At 54.8% G+C, this 17,261-nt stretch carries 29 protein-coding genes and 1 pseudogene; 22 read left to right on the top strand and 8 right to left on the bottom strand.

The features are described 5' to 3' along the window. A pseudogene (locus tag AC1XDK_RS30115) lies at nucleotides 1-357 on the top strand (hypothetical protein); the annotation flags it as partial. Between the two features lie 198 nt (nucleotides 358-555). Here AC1XDK_RS30115 and AC1XDK_RS30110 read toward each other — a convergent pair. Beyond that, the gene (locus AC1XDK_RS30110) at nucleotides 556-885 is read right to left on the bottom strand and encodes a hypothetical protein (protein ID WP_483353716.1); all 330 of its coding nucleotides are present in this window, start codon (nucleotides 883-885) and stop codon (nucleotides 556-558) included. Nucleotides 886-1,818: 933 nt separating this feature from the next. Between AC1XDK_RS30110 and AC1XDK_RS30105 the strand changes: the two genes are divergently transcribed. Together AC1XDK_RS30105 and AC1XDK_RS30100 are read left to right on the top strand one after the other, a co-directional pair. Continuing rightward, nucleotides 1,819-2,079 carry a type II toxin-antitoxin system HicB family antitoxin gene (locus AC1XDK_RS30105; protein WP_483353715.1) on the top strand — a complete coding sequence of 87 codons (261 nt, stop codon included), beginning with the start codon at nucleotides 1,819-1,821 and terminating at the stop codon, nucleotides 2,077-2,079. A gap of 16 nt (nucleotides 2,080-2,095) precedes the next feature. After that, nucleotides 2,096-2,353: a type II toxin-antitoxin system HicA family toxin gene (locus AC1XDK_RS30100; protein ID WP_483353714.1), complete on the top strand. Its 258-nt coding sequence runs from the start codon at nucleotides 2,096-2,098 to the stop codon at nucleotides 2,351-2,353. 4 nt (nucleotides 2,354-2,357) lie between these two features. Here the strand turns inward: AC1XDK_RS30100 and AC1XDK_RS30095 are convergent, their stop codons facing one another. Continuing rightward, nucleotides 2,358-2,942, bottom strand: a complete 585-nt coding sequence (locus tag AC1XDK_RS30095; protein WP_483353713.1) for a DUF8102 family protein — start codon at nucleotides 2,940-2,942, stop codon at nucleotides 2,358-2,360. A gap of 79 nt (nucleotides 2,943-3,021) precedes the next feature. On the opposite strand from AC1XDK_RS30095, the gene AC1XDK_RS30090 reads away from it, so the two are divergent. From AC1XDK_RS30090 to AC1XDK_RS30010, 17 genes are all read left to right on the top strand, one after another. Then, nucleotides 3,022-3,174: a hypothetical protein gene (locus AC1XDK_RS30090; protein ID WP_483353712.1), complete on the top strand. Its 153-nt coding sequence runs from the start codon at nucleotides 3,022-3,024 to the stop codon at nucleotides 3,172-3,174. Nucleotides 3,175-3,364: 190 nt separating this feature from the next. Further along, the gene (locus AC1XDK_RS30085; protein WP_483353711.1) at nucleotides 3,365-3,487 is read left to right on the top strand and encodes a hypothetical protein; all 123 of its coding nucleotides are present in this window, start codon (nucleotides 3,365-3,367) and stop codon (nucleotides 3,485-3,487) included. Then, a complete protein-coding gene (locus AC1XDK_RS30080) occupies nucleotides 3,484-6,186 on the top strand; it encodes a phage/plasmid primase, P4 family (protein WP_483353710.1) in 2,703 nt (900 codons plus the stop codon). The genes AC1XDK_RS30085 and AC1XDK_RS30080 overlap by 4 nt, the downstream gene beginning before the upstream one ends. A 731-nt stretch (nucleotides 6,187-6,917) precedes the next feature. Beyond that, nucleotides 6,918-7,049 (top strand): hypothetical protein, encoded by a 132-nt coding sequence (locus AC1XDK_RS30075; RefSeq protein WP_483353709.1) that lies wholly within the window; start codon nucleotides 6,918-6,920, stop codon nucleotides 7,047-7,049. A 5-nt stretch (nucleotides 7,050-7,054) separates the two neighbouring features. Continuing rightward, nucleotides 7,055-7,555 carry a hypothetical protein gene (locus AC1XDK_RS30070; protein WP_483353708.1) on the top strand — a complete coding sequence of 167 codons (501 nt, stop codon included), beginning with the start codon at nucleotides 7,055-7,057 and terminating at the stop codon, nucleotides 7,553-7,555. Between the two features lie 209 nt (nucleotides 7,556-7,764). Next, on the top strand, nucleotides 7,765-8,130 hold the full coding sequence (locus tag AC1XDK_RS30065; protein WP_483353707.1) for a hypothetical protein: 366 nt from the start codon (nucleotides 7,765-7,767) through the stop codon (nucleotides 8,128-8,130). Nucleotides 8,131-8,135: 5 nt separating this feature from the next. Next, a complete protein-coding gene (locus tag AC1XDK_RS30060; protein WP_483353706.1) occupies nucleotides 8,136-8,468 on the top strand; it encodes a hypothetical protein in 333 nt (110 codons plus the stop codon). Nucleotides 8,469-8,664: 196 nt separating this feature from the next. Beyond that, a complete protein-coding gene (locus AC1XDK_RS30055) occupies nucleotides 8,665-8,889 on the top strand; it encodes a hypothetical protein (RefSeq protein WP_483353705.1) in 225 nt (74 codons plus the stop codon). 5 nt (nucleotides 8,890-8,894) lie between these two features. Beyond that, a complete protein-coding gene (locus AC1XDK_RS30050; RefSeq protein WP_483353704.1) occupies nucleotides 8,895-9,401 on the top strand; it encodes a hypothetical protein in 507 nt (168 codons plus the stop codon). Between the two features lie 26 nt (nucleotides 9,402-9,427). Further along, the gene (locus AC1XDK_RS30045; RefSeq protein WP_483353703.1) at nucleotides 9,428-9,721 is read left to right on the top strand and encodes a DUF8136 domain-containing protein; all 294 of its coding nucleotides are present in this window, start codon (nucleotides 9,428-9,430) and stop codon (nucleotides 9,719-9,721) included. A 193-nt stretch (nucleotides 9,722-9,914) separates the two neighbouring features. Further along, a complete protein-coding gene (locus tag AC1XDK_RS30040; RefSeq protein WP_483353702.1) occupies nucleotides 9,915-10,124 on the top strand; it encodes a hypothetical protein in 210 nt (69 codons plus the stop codon). After that, nucleotides 10,121-10,294: a hypothetical protein gene (locus tag AC1XDK_RS30035; RefSeq protein ID WP_483353701.1), complete on the top strand. Its 174-nt coding sequence runs from the start codon at nucleotides 10,121-10,123 to the stop codon at nucleotides 10,292-10,294. Before AC1XDK_RS30040 ends, AC1XDK_RS30035 begins: the two co-directional genes overlap by 4 nt. Then, complete coding sequence (locus AC1XDK_RS30030) at nucleotides 10,284-10,502, top strand: hypothetical protein (RefSeq protein WP_483353700.1); 219 nt, start codon at nucleotides 10,284-10,286, stop codon at nucleotides 10,500-10,502. The genes AC1XDK_RS30035 and AC1XDK_RS30030 overlap by 11 nt, the downstream gene beginning before the upstream one ends. 196 nt (nucleotides 10,503-10,698) lie before the next feature. Beyond that, the gene (locus tag AC1XDK_RS30025) at nucleotides 10,699-13,518 is read left to right on the top strand and encodes a phage tail tape measure protein (RefSeq protein ID WP_483353699.1); all 2,820 of its coding nucleotides are present in this window, start codon (nucleotides 10,699-10,701) and stop codon (nucleotides 13,516-13,518) included. Continuing rightward, complete coding sequence (locus AC1XDK_RS30020; protein ID WP_483353698.1) at nucleotides 13,515-13,964, top strand: hypothetical protein; 450 nt, start codon at nucleotides 13,515-13,517, stop codon at nucleotides 13,962-13,964. The genes AC1XDK_RS30025 and AC1XDK_RS30020 overlap by 4 nt, the downstream gene beginning before the upstream one ends. Before the next feature lie 43 nt (nucleotides 13,965-14,007). Continuing rightward, on the top strand, nucleotides 14,008-14,595 hold the full coding sequence (locus tag AC1XDK_RS30015) for a PH domain-containing protein (RefSeq protein WP_483353697.1): 588 nt from the start codon (nucleotides 14,008-14,010) through the stop codon (nucleotides 14,593-14,595). Nucleotides 14,596-14,615: 20 nt separating this feature from the next. Then, complete coding sequence (locus AC1XDK_RS30010) at nucleotides 14,616-14,846, top strand: hypothetical protein (protein ID WP_483353696.1); 231 nt, start codon at nucleotides 14,616-14,618, stop codon at nucleotides 14,844-14,846. 90 nt (nucleotides 14,847-14,936) lie between these two features. On the opposite strand, the gene AC1XDK_RS30005 is transcribed toward AC1XDK_RS30010, so the two are convergent. The 6 genes from AC1XDK_RS30005 to AC1XDK_RS29980 are packed head-to-tail and all read right to left on the bottom strand — an operon-like array spanning nucleotide 14,937 to nucleotide 16,105. Continuing rightward, entirely contained in the window at nucleotides 14,937-15,077 is a 141-nt protein-coding gene (locus tag AC1XDK_RS30005; RefSeq protein ID WP_483353695.1) for a hypothetical protein, read from the bottom strand. Continuing rightward, nucleotides 15,074-15,217 carry a hypothetical protein gene (locus tag AC1XDK_RS30000; RefSeq protein ID WP_483353694.1) on the bottom strand — a complete coding sequence of 48 codons (144 nt, stop codon included), beginning with the start codon at nucleotides 15,215-15,217 and terminating at the stop codon, nucleotides 15,074-15,076. The genes AC1XDK_RS30005 and AC1XDK_RS30000 overlap by 4 nt, the downstream gene beginning before the upstream one ends. A 3-nt stretch (nucleotides 15,218-15,220) precedes the next feature. Beyond that, nucleotides 15,221-15,364, bottom strand: coding sequence for a DUF7563 family protein (locus AC1XDK_RS29995; protein ID WP_483353693.1), 144 nt, complete (start codon nucleotides 15,362-15,364; stop codon nucleotides 15,221-15,223). Further along, nucleotides 15,364-15,591 carry a hypothetical protein gene (locus tag AC1XDK_RS29990; protein ID WP_483353692.1) on the bottom strand — a complete coding sequence of 76 codons (228 nt, stop codon included), beginning with the start codon at nucleotides 15,589-15,591 and terminating at the stop codon, nucleotides 15,364-15,366. Before AC1XDK_RS29990 ends, AC1XDK_RS29995 begins: the two co-directional genes overlap by 1 nt. A gap of 11 nt (nucleotides 15,592-15,602) precedes the next feature. Beyond that, the gene (locus AC1XDK_RS29985; protein WP_483353691.1) at nucleotides 15,603-15,737 is read right to left on the bottom strand and encodes a hypothetical protein; all 135 of its coding nucleotides are present in this window, start codon (nucleotides 15,735-15,737) and stop codon (nucleotides 15,603-15,605) included. After that, nucleotides 15,737-16,105, bottom strand: coding sequence for a DUF8118 domain-containing protein (locus AC1XDK_RS29980; protein ID WP_483353690.1), 369 nt, complete (start codon nucleotides 16,103-16,105; stop codon nucleotides 15,737-15,739). Before AC1XDK_RS29980 ends, AC1XDK_RS29985 begins: the two co-directional genes overlap by 1 nt. Nucleotides 16,106-16,284: 179 nt before the next feature. On the opposite strand from AC1XDK_RS29980, the gene AC1XDK_RS29975 reads away from it, so the two are divergent. Both AC1XDK_RS29975 and AC1XDK_RS29970 read left to right on the top strand, forming a co-directional pair. Then, nucleotides 16,285-16,542 carry a transcriptional regulator gene (locus AC1XDK_RS29975; protein WP_483353689.1) on the top strand — a complete coding sequence of 86 codons (258 nt, stop codon included), beginning with the start codon at nucleotides 16,285-16,287 and terminating at the stop codon, nucleotides 16,540-16,542. 273 nt (nucleotides 16,543-16,815) lie between these two features. Next, a partial coding sequence (locus AC1XDK_RS29970) for a hypothetical protein (RefSeq protein ID WP_483353688.1) occupies nucleotides 16,816-17,261 on the top strand: 446 nt, incomplete at its 3' end.

Raw genomic sequence — 17,261 nt, 5'->3', positions numbered from 1 at the left:
GCGACCCGAGTTGCGTTGACCGCCAAGATCATAGGGAAGAAAACGCCCAAGGGATACGTTGTCTCGAACAAGAAGCTTCGTGAGGAGCTTGCCTCAATGCTTGGTGAGTATCCAAACGATGGCACTGTGAAGCGTGTCAGGGACTTTCTGGACGACATGGGGAAAGAGCATGTCCGGATCATCGACCATCGAGGAGCGAAAAAGGTCGTCTTTGACAAAGCGTTCGCGAAGCGTCTCGGGGCAGACTACGTTGCGCCCGAAGAGTGTCTCGTCGTTCAGCACAAGAAATCGTGGAGAGACATCCTCGACTCACATGTGTCCCGTAAGGAGGATGCTGAGGCGTCTGTAGCAACGTAAGCAAACGCCAAATATCACGGCAGAACAGCCAGAATACTAATCGGTTGGACGTTACCCAACGTGTCCTTGGGTGACTGACGCCTACTCTACTACTTACTAGTCTAGTATAGTTATAATAATAAAACAAGTTTGTTTATAAGTAGACGTACGAGACGGTGTTTTGCTCTCGTCGGGGGATTACGTGACAAGTGTAATGGTTTATCCGAAGAGCCGACCGAGCAATCCACGGTCTTCTTTGAGTTCTCGAATCTCATCTTCCAGCGAGTGTAACGTCTCGGCAATCTCCTCGTCTTGTTCATCCACGCGTTTGACGAGTTGGTTTGAGGCATCGATACGGGAGTTCGCCGAAACAAGCTGATTACGTAGCTCCTCGATTTTGTTCTCCTTGTGTTGGAGTTCACTCTCCAACTCCTCAAGCCGCGGATAGGCTTCGATACAGTGGCGTACCTTCTCGGCTTCAGTATCTCCTTCGACGTCGTCGAGAACCTCGTCGTGGCGTTCGTATGTCGTGACGTTAATCCGGCCCATAGCGGCGCGGTTCGAAGGCCATCATCATGAATCTGTGTCAGACACGTGTCTGTGTACACAATGTGTCTCGCTGTGTACACGCTAAAACACGCGAATACACTCTCAAACATCGGTAAACACAGCTGCGAACATCCGAACACACTTAACGAACATTCGGACACAGGCACGTGTTCGGGTGGTTCGAAGTTAGTATATTATACTAACCTCGCGGCGGCCGCGCATAGACTGGTACCTGTCTGTGGGTTGATCGATTGACATACGGTTTATCGGCGCGGCGTCGCCGCCGTTTTCAGTCAGTGGTGTGAGAGTTCGCCCGCGGCGGGCACCGTCAGTTACAATATCTAAGCGAAGTAGAACGCAAGACAGCGTGGTGTACGAATCTGTGAACACACCGGATTACAAGTGAATCACTTCCTGTGTTGATTATAATCGGAAGTGGACCAAATGGCGGGAGTGGGAAATTTTACTAAGCTTAGTAGAATCTCCCAGGTTAGTACAGCATGCTAACTCGGAGAGTGCTCACGTCCTTATCGGGAGTGAGGTTTCATCGCCCTGATTCAACAATCTCACGACGGCGCCACGTCGAGGCGTGGAAAACCGGCCGTCGATGAGAGTTCAGGCGCGGGCGCGCGCGTTCCCCCGTTTGAGATGTACCCGTGTTGTCCGCGTACGCTTGAGGAAATACTTCCTGGACGGGGTTCAGTCCTGGAAACGTTTCCAGAACTAAAGATCGGCGCTCTGGCGCGCTTCAAGAATTCGATGTGGTATCAAATTTGGTGTCGAATCAGTATCAAAACACGAGAAGCGAACACTAGAGACTGTTTGAGTATCGTCGATATATTCTACTGTGAAGGTTAGTATGTACTGCTAACCGGCAGAAGGCGCCGCCTAACGGCGATAGCTTTATGCGAGCCACACTAGTAGTACCATGCCATGAGCATCCAAAGCGCGCCAGCCGATTTCGAACTCGCGCGCGAGGGCGATATCTGGGTCGCTACTCACGTCGAGAGCGGTATCGCCAGCCAAGGCGACTCTCCGAACGAAGCTGTCGCAATGGCCAAAGAAGCTGTCGCGCTTCACCAGGAACCCCATGAGGCCGGGGGAGAGACTTTCCAGCAGATCATGCTCGAACGTGTTGGCATCGATCCGGACGAGGTATCTGAATCAATTGACACTCCCGGCGATATGCCCTGACTTTTCTTCGAAATAAATGCCATCTCCACCGCGCCAGTTCACGCACAGTGATGTGATGAAAGTTCTTTTCAAGGCAGGGTATCGATACGCCAATCCAGATTCTGGAGGAAGTCACGTTGTCATGACTAAAAAAGACCATGACGGGAATTCATACAACGTGACACTCATCGCTAACGGAGGGCAAATCGCGCAAGGGACGTTGCGGAGCATTGCTCAACAAGCAGGCGCAGACGACTTCGACGAATTCTGCTATTGGATTGATAACAACCGTTGAACAACTACTCGTCTTCGTCGTCCGGGAACGCTGCTGCAACCTTTTTAAATTTATCTGGTGGTAGATCTCCTTCATTATACATCTCAAGCACCTCATCGGGCGAAAGTTCCCCGGAACGGAGTTGGTTTTTCAACTCGATCACGCTCCGTTCATCCTGCTCTTGAGGGGTAATCTCAACCCAGTATCGTCGCGGGTGTCCTTTCTCTTCAGCAGCCCGATTGATGGCACTTTTTAGTAGCCTCTCCAACCACATCACCCGATCACCACTCGTGACATATTTTCCAGGCTTCAGTTCATCTACGTCGTCAAGGTACTCGTCTAATTCCTCCGCTGATGGCAGTTGTGAGGAGAGAAGAAAAGCGAGAGCCCCGTCGGTGTGGACACCGTCCAGTTCTTTTCGATCCCGTTCTGAGAGCTTGTCCCAGTGCATCAGTAGGAGCTCAAGGTCTCTAATCGCGGCGGGATAACGTTCTCGTATCCGCGCACGTAGTGCACGTTCCGATGGTGCTGGAATATCGGAGTCGTCGCTAGTGAGCCATTCGCGCTGTTTATTGGTGAGAACCGCACTCGGAGTGTCGGTATCTGGCATGATGGAACAACCGTACTCTATAGAGTACGGCGTTACACTTAACTTTACCGGGGTGCAATAACGAATCGAGGTTAACGAAATGTCAAAAGCAACCGAGTCGAGAATTCCTGTCAGCAAAGAAGTAAGACGTGATTTAAAAATTCTCGTCGCAAAGGCTGACGAACCCAGCTATGACTCACTCCTCGCCAAAATAGTTGAGGACGACGCTGTCGAGGCGGCTCTTACGGAGTAGATACTGGTATGGAATTCGACGAGAGAGAAGGCTCCACGCTCGCAATGGTCTGCCAGGACTGGAACGCGAGCGTGTCGCAACGCGGAGCGAGACGATGCTCCTGCCCACACATATGTGAGGAGTCGGTATATGATTTTGCATTTGCCACCTCACTGAGGGCGTCGTCTCTTGCTGTACCTGCACGACACTAATGTACGAGAACTACGACGACCCAGCTGAATTTCACTTCGACCACGACGATTACGAGGACTCGCCGAGCGGCGGATACAAACTCGTCTACCGAGTCATGCTCGGTGGGAGGGTTGCTCAATGAGCGACACTGTCACCTGCCTCGACTTTGACTACGAAGATCTGTGGTTCATCAAGCTCATTGACGAGACGAACAAGAACCCACTCGAAAAATGGGGCGGCTACAGTCAGGATTTCGAAGCCGCTGATACCGTTTACTCGCACGAGGAAGTACTTGAAAGCGATCACGAATATTGGGGCGTCTGTGGAATCCGCGACAAAGAGCACATGAGCCGCGCCCTGCTCATTTTCGACCTGGATATCTACAAAGCCCCCGCTGAATTCAACGCCGACGACGTGACGCTTCCCCCCGACTGGCCAATTGTTCGAAGCCAGAGCGGCGGGTTGCACGCCTACACCTTCATCCACGCCGAACGCGGCGAAGGCTCAGAAAGCGATTTTTCCATGAGCGACGATCTCGGCTGGGATATTGACTTCCGTGGTAGCTACGTGAGCCATCACGTCGTCGCGCCGAACAATATCCCCGGAGTTGGTGGAAAGTACGAACTCGTGAACGACACGAACATCCCCGGCATGAGCGACCCGGCGGATGCAGCAGAACGCATCCAGTACCGAGGCGCTCCGTTGGTAGAATACGACTCGGCGACGGGTGTCGGGGACTTCGATTTCGATCGCGACGTCGAACCACCGGAGGATATGCCCCGGTGCTACCACAGTGGACTGCAGCTCCGGAAGGCCAATCCCGACGACCATCCGAACACGCACAAAGTCAACACACTGACCGCGTTGTGTGGTCTTGCGGCAGGCTATAGCGTCGACGAGATGGAAGAGCACTTCTGCGCCGAGTACGCCCCTGGCGAAAACGCCGATCGAGGTCGAACCCGCTACCACATCCAGCACATGGCCGAGAAGATGGACCGCGGAAGCCTCGCACCGCCTTCCGTGAGTACGCTTCGAGATTGGGGAATCCTCGACGAAAACGAGACATGTGACTGTAACATCGACTACCACGGGCAGAACGGCAAGGCCCGCCAGTTGATCCTGAACACGCCGCTTGACGCGACCGATGAGACGGAAGCAAGGGGCGTCACTGCTGACGGCGGGTCAATTGCTGTCACTGGGACCCCAGGGACGCCGCCAGCAGACGAATATCCGGCCTGGGACGCCATCCGGAGTGAATATAATACTCAAGACATCCCCAACGGTGTGGCGCGTTCACACGCCGCTGGCCGCCTTCTCGGTGAGCAGGCGTTCATGACTGACACGGATGAAAACGTCTACACCTATCACGAAGCTAGCGGGGTGTACGAAGCGGGCGGTGAGCGCGATATCAAGCAGATACTTGTCCGAAAACTCGGACCGTGCTACAGCCGGCACGAGTATCGCGAGATCCTCGACCAGATCCGAGGGCGGACGTACGCCGATAGCGAGGAGTTCAACGCGGGCGACTACGAAGACGACTACCTATGCGTCGGGAACGGTGTTATCAACCTCGATACGTTCGAGTTCCATAATCACAGCCCCGAGTTCATGTTCACGCGCGGGATTCCTGTCGACCGGGATCCAGACGCTGAGTGCCCCCGAATCCACGAGTTCCTTGACGACATCACCCGGCGCGAAGAGGACAAACTGACCATGCTTGAAATGGTCGGCAACTGCTTGCTCCCGCACTACGACCACGAGAGTTTCATGATCATGTTTGGCGGGGGCGCGAACGGAAAGACGACCTTCTCCGAGCTGCTTGTCCACTTCCTCCACAAAGAGAACGTCCGCGGAATCGAGCTCAAAGACTTCACCGAGAATCGGTTCAAAATCTCCAGCCTGCAGGGGAAGATGGCCAACGTCGCGGCTGACATCTCCGGGGCGAAGATCCGGGACATGAGTTCGATCAAGAAACTCACTGGAGGCGACTTCACGAACGCCGAAGAAAAAGGGAAAGACGACTTCGATTTCTACAATCATGCGAAGTTGATTTTCGGGGCGAACGAACCGCCCGTCTTCGGTGAAGTCACTGACGCGATCAAGCGTCGCCTACTGCCAATCCACCTGCCGTACAAGTTCAAGGCGGATCCAGACCCGAACGACGAGTTTGAAAAACAGAAGACCGCCCGAAGCGACTTCCTCGAGCAGTTGACGACGGACGGCGAACTCTCCGGGCTCTTGAACGAAGCGCTCGACGGTATCAAACGTCTTCGCGAAAACGACGACTTCAGCCTACCCGAGACAGCAGAAGAACGGCTGGCGTTCTATAACAACTTCGCCGATCCCATCTACCAGTTTGCGACGACCGCACTTACTGACGAACGCGGAGCACAACTCCCGAAGAGTGTTATCTACAACGCTTTCACGACGTTCTGTCACGAACACGATCACCACACTGCGGCACGAAACGTGTTCTGGGAACAACTCCGCCAGACGACCGTGACCGTAGATGAAGGCCAAACGCGGACGCTGACAGACGATAGCTCCGTCACCCGGGTGCTGAAGAACACGTCATTCACCGAGGCCGGACTCCAGTACGCTAACCCGGCGAGTCTTGACGAGTACGATCTTATCCCCGAAGGTGGAATCAACTCCTCACGCCGGACCATCATAGGGGTTCTCGTCGCGCACAATGCCTTGAGCTATGACAAACTCATCAACAAAGCTTCGGAAAGCATGCCCGAAAATGTCGCCGAAAATCGGGTCGATACGATGCTCAAAAAAGGTGAAGGCGTCTATCGGCGGGCGAGTGACGACAAAATCGCCCTCGAATCTAATTAATCTGGCTGATACTTCTCTTTCGAAGTCTCCGTTTTGGGTGTCACAGGCAGTTCTATAGGTGCCTGTGACACTTGGCGAATATCTCCGGTTGTTCCACGTTGTAGCATGGTAATAGAGCGGATGATCCGGTAATATTTGTCGTTCTGTCACAGGCTGTCGCAGGCTGTCACAGGCAAGGGGTGTGACACTCGCCCCCTGTCAGTGTTGTGTACAAGCCGTCTACCTGAAGAACAGACCAGTGTCACAGGCGTCACAACCAAAGCGGTGGGTTTGCAACATAGCTGATAAAACCGGTTTATGTATTTATAATGGCCAGTGTAGCCGTTTGCCTGTGACACCCCCAAAAACCACCATTATTGACTATCATCCCATATGTCGTCGTCTCATCATTCACTGCCCAGGACACCCGGGACAGTGGGTAATATTCTCCGCGCTGTGAGTTAGTATGAGCTGCTAACCTGTGGCCAATTCTCCCGAGATAGGTGCTCTACTGCCAAAGTTTACCACTTTTACCGTCGGGTTTATGTCATTTACGCCCGTACATATGTACAAGACAGGTATAACAGCGAAGAGGAAAATCGTCACTTCGTTTCGTGTCTGAGGGAGACCAATGACGCACGAAGCGTTCCCCATCGTGGGGAGTTTGCGATTTCAGAATTCCTCTTCTTGTGCTGATACTGTCACCGTTGTTTCGATAATCAATCATCACTCACAAGACCCATTCAAACCACATGAGCAGCAATACCCACATTCCTGTGAGCGAGGAACTCCGCAAAGCAGCGTACCGCCGCAAGTCTGAACCTGGCGTCACGTACGACGACGTCCTTCGTGACTGGCTTCCAGACGACTTTTGGCAGGAGTAGTTTCAATGAGCGCCACTCAATCACCCTCGAAACGAGAAGAGCCCTCCCCACAGGATGCTTTCGACGCTGTCGTGTGGGAGAACTCGGACGTCTGCAATCACTGCCTCTCGCGTATTCGTCGGCGGCACCCAGAGTTCGAGGAAGCTCGTGACGAACACATTTACGAGAATCAGAACCACCTCCGATGGTCGGTTTCTTCGTTCAGCACCCGTGACCCATCCACACTGACTGGCTACTTCCCGGACAAGACTGCTTCCTCCTCACGCCGGCGGACGTTCTGCCAGTGTGGGCATGAGAACGGCCTTGCGAAGGACACGGACTACACATACGACGAGCTCAAGGACCGGCTTCGTAGTGTGATTAACCGTCTCACCGAGACTGGCCTTGACGTCGACGAGACCGCGATGTACGACTTCGTCGAGGAAGCCAAGTCCAAGCGGCAGATCGGTGGGAGAGATACGCAGATCCTCCGTCGGGCAACGAAACTCGGGCTCAAACACGCTTGAATGAGTTGCGATGACCGTCATCTCCCTTGTGTGACGAGAGCATTGTAATCCGAGGGTTCAGAACTCGAAGCTCTTCGGTACCCATGTCTGGTTCATTCGCCGGCGAGTGGGTATTCCACTCGTCGCTAGATCCGCTTCGAGCGATGTACCGCTTCCTAAGCACGCGATTTCGATTGCAATCAATATACGCAGATCACAGTGATATCACAATGAGTACTACGACAAGCAGTTCAGACAGCATCAGTGAAGAAACGGAAGAGAAAGCAGCGATGATGGCTAAAGGCCTCGAGAAGAGTGACGCCGAGTTCAAAGCGTTCACGTACCGTGCAATTGCGAAGGCCGACACTCCCGAGAACATGACGTTTGAGGAGATCTACGAGGCCACTATCGATCATGTCTGGGATGAGGCAGTGAAAACGGTCGAGGGAAAGAAGTCCTCGCCTTCACAGGAAACCACCGCATCGGCCTCTGACCCAACTGACGGCTACACGAGTGGGGTTCTGGGTGGTATTCCCGACTACAGGCACGATGGCGAGGAGACCGTAGATGACCACGACACGGGGATGGGGTGGTGATTCCGATGGCAACCACTGAGAACTCGTCTTCGTCAGTTCCGAATGACGTCGAACACGTGATCGTAGCGACTGGCTCGTTTAGCATTCCTGTCCCTGAGGGCTACGATGCTGACGACGACAAGCACAATATCGACCTCGAACCCGGTGACGAACTGGAAACCGAGATGGGACGCCAAGCACTCGAAGCGTGGCCCCGGACGCTTGCCGGTCTCAACGAGGACGGCGAACTCGTGTACGGTGCAACGGACAACACGGGAGAGACCGTGGGCGCTGCAGTGAACGCACTGCACCGTTGGCAGTCTGGCGACAACCTCGACCTCAACGAGTACGCGGAGTAATCGATGACAATTGCGATGACCGTCGTGGTTCCTTCGACACGGTGAGAGCACTACCAATCGAGGGATGGAGAATTCAGTAAGCTCGGATTCTTCTGGACTGTGCAACACAGTCGGTTCCATGTTGGCCACACTGGATGGGGAGATTCCCGTCCATGTCGTTTTCCCATACTGACAGCATTCATACGAACACACACCCATGACTAACGACCCGCAAACCATCGGCGAAGGCAAAGCGAAGCGCGACGCCCTCAAAGAGCGTATTCAGACGCTGGAGGGTAGCGCACCACCCGAGTACGTCGAGAACCTTCGTGAGGAACTCGCTGATTTAGAGGCACGTATCGAGACGAGCAAACAGAACGCCCGACGAAAGAACGCGATTAAGCGAGGACTCGGCTTCGCGTCACAATCCAACCGAGAGTAACACCCATGAGTGAAGACACTACCGACACCGAAAGCATCGTCCTAGAACTTCCCGTATACGCCCAGGTTGGCGACCCAACTGACCCATCCGGAAACGAGGTCATCGACCTGCGAGACGCCCCTGTCGTCGACGGGAACAAACATCTCGAACTCCCTGCCGACGGTGTAGACGTTGCTCGTGGCCTGCTCAAGGAACACGACCGTGTGAGCGTGGTTTCTGACCCGACTGACTCCGACCTCGCTGACGTCAAATCCAAGGCAGAGATCAGGCGGGAGAGGCAGGTGCAACAAGCCCGAGAGATGGACAAGAAGCGCGCGAAAAAGAATCGTGGCTTCGACCCGGTGAACGATCAACCTTCGAACCACCGCAAGGTCGAAACCAAGAACATCTACGAGCAGTTGGTCGAGGTGGGCGAAGACGAGAAGGCCGAGGCTCTCCGAACCATCCGATCGACGCGAAAGCAGCATCAGACTGCCAAACACTACGCCGAGAGCATCGACGTTAAGCCGTAGTCAATCAGCACGACCCGATTCTTATTATGCCGAAATCAGACGATACACAACCGAACAAGGAGGAGAACACTGGAACCCCTGGGGGGTCTAATCAGGCAGCAAGCCGTGACGAGATTCTCGACCACCTGAACGATGGGATCAAAGAGGCACACCGCAAGGTAACGTCCGGTCGGGTCTACGACGCCGAGAAAGAGAAAACCCGCCAGGGATGGATTCGTGTCCTTGCGTACGCTGCTGGCCAGTACCGCCAACTTGTACGTGACAAAGAACTCGAAGAGATAGAGGAGCGCCTCGACCGCCTTGAGGGAGCAGAAGAATGACGAGTAAGCGAAATCTAGAAAAGCGAATTGCACGCCTCGAATCGGATACTCCCGGCGTAGCCAACAGTGTCACGATCCACGTTACGGCTGAGGAGAAACAACAGATTGAGCGAGAGCAGCGAGAACTCGCCTGTGGGAACCGAGAGGCATTCAGCACTGAAACAGCGGCCATTATCAGAGAACACACTCATCCATGACGAGCAAACGGTCTCTTGAGAATCGCCTCGACCGGCTCGAAGACGAGACGAGTGGCGGGGACAACACGGACATGACGATCACGATGCACCGAGTCGACCAGGACGGCAACAATGCCGGAGTCGTCAGTGAACTCCACTGCTGGACAGACGACGAAGGCTCGTGGCACAGTGAGACGACTGACTACGAGGATGGAGAACACCCGTGACGTCGAAGCGTACTATCGAGAGGCGACTTGACGACCTCGAACAGCGAGACGTGCCTGATGAACCACTCTACCCGTGGATGAAAGCCTACGATATCCCGCGCCACCTGTGGAACGATGCAGGAGCAGCGTGGCGATACGCGCTTACAGACGGTGATTCAGATGCCAAGTAAACGCAACATAGAGAAGCGATTAGAGAAACTGGAGGAGGGAACCACCGACTACAAACAGGGTGACCTCTCGACGTGGTTAGCGGCGATGAACTCGGACACTGACGATGCTATCGTCGATGGGGAGTTCCGCCTCTATCGGTTTCGGGGAGAACTCTACCAGCTCCCGATGGATATCGTCGAGACGCTGGAGCGGCAAACCGAGCAGTAGGTTCTGTGGGTTAGTATAATATACCAACCTTGGAGCACTCCTTTTTCCGATTTTTGCGAGAGGCCAACGCGCGCGTGGCCTGGCGACGTCGACGGATAGAGAATAAATTGACACAATAGCAGCGAGGCTTATCTCGGCACTTCGCCCGTTGAGAGCCTTCTCTGCGCGATTCAGAACACGATAGAGAATTAACACAATGGTGACGGCAGAGCGGTTGAACGTCATGGTATCGTCCGATGGAGTCCACGGGACTGCATCGAAATTCACGGACCTCAAGTCAGTTCTCACGGACACCAAGCTTGCTGTTGGTGGCATGGGAGCGGCCCTAGCTGGCCTCTCAGTCGGTGGGATGGCGGCAGCACTCAAGGAGAGTGTGAAATTCGAAAGCCAACTCGCAGACTTGCAGAAGGTGACGTCCAAAGGTGTCACAAATGAACTAAAAGGTCAGTTGATGGATCTTGCCGAAACCATCCCCCTCCCCCGTGAGGGACTCGTCGACTTGGCTACTCAGGCGGGGAAATTCGGTGTCGAAGGATCCAAAAATATCACAAAATTCGTCAAGACTGTCGGTAAAATATCCGCCGCCACCGACCTCGCGGCTGATGAAGCCGGAGTTCGCTTCGCCAAGATTGCTCAGGCGATGGGGCTGCCGATGTCTCAAATCGGCAAGCTCGGGAACGCCACAAACAAGCTGGCGGACTCGATGAAAACCGATGCCGTGGAGATCACGGACACGGCGGTCCGTTCGATGAACACCCTGGTTGGCCGATTCGGTCTGGGAAAAGACCGTGCGCTTGCTTTGTCGGCGGCCATGAATGAGGTGAGTCCGTCATCCCGTCTCGCGGCAGGTGACCTCAAACGGGCGGCTGAAGCGTTGATGGACCCGAAGAAGGTGTCTGATATCGCCGGCGCGTTGGGGATGAACACGGCGGCATTCCAGAAACTGCGAACCAAGAGCCCAGCGACGTTGATGAATCGCGTCGCAAAGGCGATGTCGGGAGGAGGGAAGCAAGCTCGTGACCTGTCCACCGCGCTCGGAACGCAAGCAACACGCGCGTTCTCCAAGATGGGAGGCATTCTCCCTCGTGTTCAAAAGGCACAGAAGAACGTCAACCAGCAGTTCAAGAATGGAACGAGTCTCCAACGAGAGATGGCGATTCGGACCAATACGGTCGAAGGGAGGATCCAGCTCCTGAAATCCCGGTTGCAGAACCTAGGAACATCAATCGGGGACGTCCTTCTTCCCTACTTCAAACGCTTCATCAAGGTCATTTCAGACGGACTTGGGATTTTCACACGATTCAATAGCAAACTGGGTGGGATGCCGGCAGTCGTCGCCCTCGTGACGACTGCTGTGACTGGCCTCACGGCAGCGGCAGTCACACTCGGACCAACCATCTCAGCATCGGTAGTCCCTGTCCTTGGAACACTTGCAACGGCGCTCGGCGCCCTTCTCATCCCAATCGCCGCGGTCTCGGCGGCGTTCATCGCGTACAAAAAAGATCTGTACGGGTTCAGGGGAGCAGTTAACAGCGTTGTCGCAGTCGTCCGTGGAAAACTCCTCGGGCTCGCCAAGCAACTGCGTACGGTCTGGAATATGCACTTCGGCGAGATACGGGCGGAGACCACCACCACGCTTGCGCTCATTGAGAGTACAATACGACAGTTCGGTACTCGCGTTCGGCAATTCTGGCGCAAACACGGACAGAAGATTATGACGGTCGTCAACTCCGCATGGAGTCTCATCAAAGGCGTCGTCAAAACTGGTCTCGACTTCATCCTCACCACCGTCTCGGTCATCAACGACCTTATTCAGGGAGACTTCTCGGAAGCGTGGGGCAAGATCAAGGCGTTCGTCACGCGCACTGTCAAGGGCATCGTCACGTGGCTCAAGAACGACGGCAAGGCTGCATTCCTCGCCGCTGTTGACTTGCTCACGAAGGGGGCGAAAGCTACCTTCGACTGGCTGAAACGGAACGTCCCGCCGGTCATCAAGAACGCTATCGGTGCCGTCGTCAAGTACCTCAAAAACCAGGCGCTAACGGATGCGAAAAACGCCTTCCAAGTCGTCGTCGACGGCGTTGTCAAAGTGGCGAAGGGCATCGCCACGGCATTGGTGGGCGGCGGTGGCGGTTCAGGTGGCGGTGGCATCATCCCCGGTCTGTTCTCCGACCTCGTGACCTACCTCAAGGGCCCTGCGAAAGGCGACGTGAAAGACGCCTTCTACGCCATTGGGAAGGGTATCCGGACGACGGTCCTCACGTTCTTCGATATGGGTGGCAAGCTCGGGAAGGTTTTCAAAGACTTCCTCTCGGGAGTTGCTCACTACCTCAAAAACGACGCGAAGGGTGACTTGAAAACAGCGGCGAAGATTGCGTTCAAAGCCGTGCTCGCAATGGGTGACTGGCTGAAAACGCAAATTATCGGCGAGGATGGTATCGTTCGCTCGATGATCTCGGATATTGCCAGCTACCTCAAAAACGACGCCTGGGGTGATCTGAAAACGGCAGCCGAGGTACTCGTGGGTGGCATCACTGCCGCGTTCGAAGGGCTCTATGACGGCCTCATCGGCCACTCGCTCATCCCTGATATGATTGGAGACATTGCCTCGTATCTCAAGAACGATGCAGCCTCCGACCTTGCCAAGGCCGCAGCGAAGGCAGGCGAAGCGGCAGCAGGTGGACTCAAGAAGGCGTTCAACGACGCCCTCCCTAACAAAATCAGTGTCCCGAGTGTGACTGTTGGCGGTGGCAAGATCGCCGGGCAGAAAATCCCGAGTGCGAATATTGGCGGACAGTCGCTGAAAATCCCGAAGCTTGCGAAAGGTGGCATCGTCGAGCAACCGACACTTGCGATGATTGGCGAATCTGGCCCCGAGGCAGTCGTGCCATTGAACAAGTCGAACTCCCCCGGTGGGACAACTATCCGGAATATGCATGTCGAGGTGTACGAAGCCGAAGACGGCGAGATGGTCGTCGACGAGATGTATCAGGCAATCAGTTCGAGGGTCAAATGACGACCGATTCGATCACCCCCACTGTCGGTCAGGACTACTCGACCGTCGAGTTAAACGAGAATCCCACCGCTAGTGCGGTGCTTGGGTGCTTCCGTGGCACGCTCCTGGAGTGTTCGATCGACATCCTCGGGTTTGGCTTCACCGAGGACCAGACGGTGCTCATCGACTATCGGCCGTGTTCAGATACCGATGAACAAGCGATTCGCTCGGAGATAGGAATCGTACTCAAAGCGTGTGTTGAGGCAAGTCGCCTTACCACGCAAACAGTGGATATCTCGCCAGATGTCTTCGTTCGCGCTTGGTATTCCGATGAAGACGACGGCGAAGTCGCCGGGGTCAGCTACTGGATACGTGCTAAGTGGATCCAGGCGTTTCTCGACGGATCAATGTCACAGGATGAGATAGCGACAAAACTGAGAGGCAGTCTGGAAAACCTCTCGGAATGATTCGTGACAATGCTTATGATAGTATAATACATAGATGAGTGGTATGGGACTTTTCAACCTAGGGTCAAATGGGCTGGATTATGAACCACGCGGTGATTACGTAACGAAAAAGCGCATCAAGAAAGTCCAAGACGTCCTCGAAGACGATGAGCGCGTTCAATACATGGTTCGAGGCGGCACTATCGACGTCGAAGGGGCAGGCTCCGGGAAATCCTTATTTGGAACCGACCGCTCGCGGTCCTCCGGGACGAAAGGGTGGGTTCGAACCGTGTTCACCGATGATCGTATCGTGGCCAAAGTGCCCCAGTTCCTAGGGAGCGATACCAAGACCATCCCGTACGAATCTATCCTCGGTGTCGACCTCGATACCGGATTCACACAAAGCCGCCTCTCTATCCAAACGGCTGGCCCAACGTATCACATCCAGGTTTCGAAAAAGCATCCCAAGAAGAAAGAGTGCCGAGAGCTCGTCTCGTTCATTCAGTCGAAGATGGCCGAACACTCGGGTGGGACGGCCGTTGAGGCAGATCCTACTGAACAGCTTGCGAATCTCAAGGAGCTGCACGACGATGGTGTTGTGACTGATGAGGAGTTCGAAGAGAAGAAAGCAGCACTCCTCGACAAGATCTGATCACGGTGAGAGAATAACTCATGGACAAAATAGATATCTCGGAGAAGTTCAACCAGTACGTCGATGGTGAATGGCAGGGAGTCGAAGATCCAGCAGACAACATCCGGAACTTGGATACTACCAAACTCATTGAGTTGCAAGATCGAGTAATCGACTCGATGAATGAGCCACACAATCCGCAGATGGTGTCGATACTCACCATCGTCCACGCTGAACTCTTGTCACGTGGAGAAATCGGGTTTCGAACGTAGTGCGCTCGCAGACACGGACCAATCCCGTGTCTACTTCCCGCGCGGCCCATCACGGTCAGCTAAGCTCGGAGTCTGCTTCTGGATAGTACGCTAGCGATTCTCGTCGGGTCTCACAAACTCAATCCCCAGGTCGTCGAGGAGCTCTTGTTTGCACGCATCACAGATGCTGACCTTGCTCCCTGTCACCGACGTTGTTTCACCGCCACACGTCCCGCACGTCGCGTCAGTCATCTTTGTTCTTCCTCCTGTCCCTGCCGAATCCACTGCTCCACGACTTCACGAGTCGGGCACATCGTCGCCTCTGGCCCCACTACAGTGTGTGTCTCGCCTGTGAACGGGCAAACGACCTCTTGGTCAGTTATCTCGGTCATGTTCTATTCACCTCTCACACCCTTTCCACTAAACAGTTCGGCTCCGGTTGAACACTGCGGACAGGCGAACACATCGCCGTCTTCGGTACCGAAGACGCGTTGAAATCGAGAGGTGACGTGAGCCGCGCAGTTGTCACACTGTGGCATTAGAGACCTCCGTGCGTTTCGCCTGTGTTGATGGCCGCCGCGACGGCGAGTACCAGGGTGTATACGAGGAGAATCGATAGCGTCGCTGCATCTGTCGGCGAAAGGCCGTACCAGACGGCCGCCGGGACGGTACTCGTGCCAATGAGGATAAGCACGAGGCCGTATCGGCGGGGGATCTCGGGGTTCAATACCGCTTCTGCCGTTTCAATCGTCAAGTAGCGTGTCATAGTCTCTTGTTTTAGTCGAGTATCGGGTGATTCGGGTCGACGATGTGCCCGCACGGCTGCAGTGTCGCGCCGCCCGGTCCATCTATCGTCACCGTGGCGATCGGTTCGTCACACACCGGACAGTGGCGACGCTGTTCGTCGGTCATTAGCAGCAATCAGTGAGTGCGTCTTCGCGCGTGGCTTCGGCACCACAGCGCTCACACCGCCAGTACGTGTGATCCACGTTGCCGTAGCAGTCGTAGCCAGTGTATGGCCCGGTGACGCGCTCCTCCCCGCCACTCGCGGCGATGGACTCCTCGACAGTGGCCATGTGTTTGCAGAAAGTAGTTCGGTATTTGTGGTGCGGGCAGCTGCATGACGTTGCGTGCCCGTCCGCATTCACGATGACGGTGTAGATCGTGTCCTTCGCCACGTTGCGCACGTTGTACACCGGCTTTGCGGCGGTATCCACTACTTCGAATTGTTCGTTAGTCGGTCCGGCGGTTTCTTGTACCGTTGGGGTTGTAGTTGACATTGCTTCGGTCCAAGAAGCACTTGCGTCCGGTGGTCCAACACCGGGCGTCTTCTCATTCCGTGACGCCCCGAAAGACGAGTGCTTCTTACCATTACCTATGCGAGTAATGGTTATTAAAGCTTCCCATTACTCCCGTGAGTAATGGTTAAGTGGCCGGGTGTCCATTACCTACATGAAGCATGGCGGACGTAACGCCAGCAATGGCAAACGACGAACGCGACGAATCATCCGGGAAGTTCTCCGAGAAGTATCCACGAGAGGAATTCATTCGCGCGATTGAAGATGAAGGTGGCATGGCCGGGACTACCGGCATTGCCGAACAAGTCGGATGCCGGCGTGAAACCGCATACAAGAAGCTCTCGAATATGGCCGACGACGGTGAGGTCAACAAGCAAATGGTTGGCAACTCCCTCGTCTGGAGCGTGAACAACGGATGACTACGTCAGCCATGCGTCTGACGCCCATCACTCAAACAGTAACAGACTTTAAATAAAGAGCCTCCGAAACCAACGGCTATGTAACGGACATCGACTGCGGCAGAAGGGAACGGGGAGGTCAGTTCCTCCCCGCACGAATTGAACACTCATCCCTTCTGTCGCGAGCGTAAAATAGTTTGCCCCTGCTTAGTGGCGAAACTATCCCTCGCTCGTGACAGCGTTCCCATCCCGTTCGCTGCCGTCCCCCAACGGGGCTACCATACAAGCACACGAATGAGCGACAATGCGGTCAGCGCGGCAGTAGCACAGTTCACGGAGAGTGTGACGAACGCTTTCGACGAACACACGGACGCACCGGACGACGTCGTCGAGGAGATCGAGACAGCCGGTGAGCAACTAACAGAGCAAGTCGGCGAGCTCGAATCATCCCACGAACTCACCAAACGGTCACTGTGGGACCTCGAAGATTGTGTACTCGGGGATTGGGACCCAACCCGCCCACGCTTCGAGGAGCAATGCATCGTCGACCAATTGGACGAGTTAGAGGACACTGTTGAGGACGCAAGTGTGGGGGTAGAAGCCCCGAAAACCACCCTGCAGAACACGCTTCTCGCCGAAAGCCCGCTTGAGCAGGTCTGTGGCATGACCGACGATGAGGCCAAGGAGCACCTCCACGAAAATCAGTATCGAGCGACCCGAGTTGCGTTGACCGCCAAGAT

Source organism: Haladaptatus sp. HS23, from assembly GCF_056892285.1.
The sequence above is the reverse complement of the archived record's forward strand: the minus strand, read 5'-3'. Positions and strand labels throughout refer to the sequence as shown.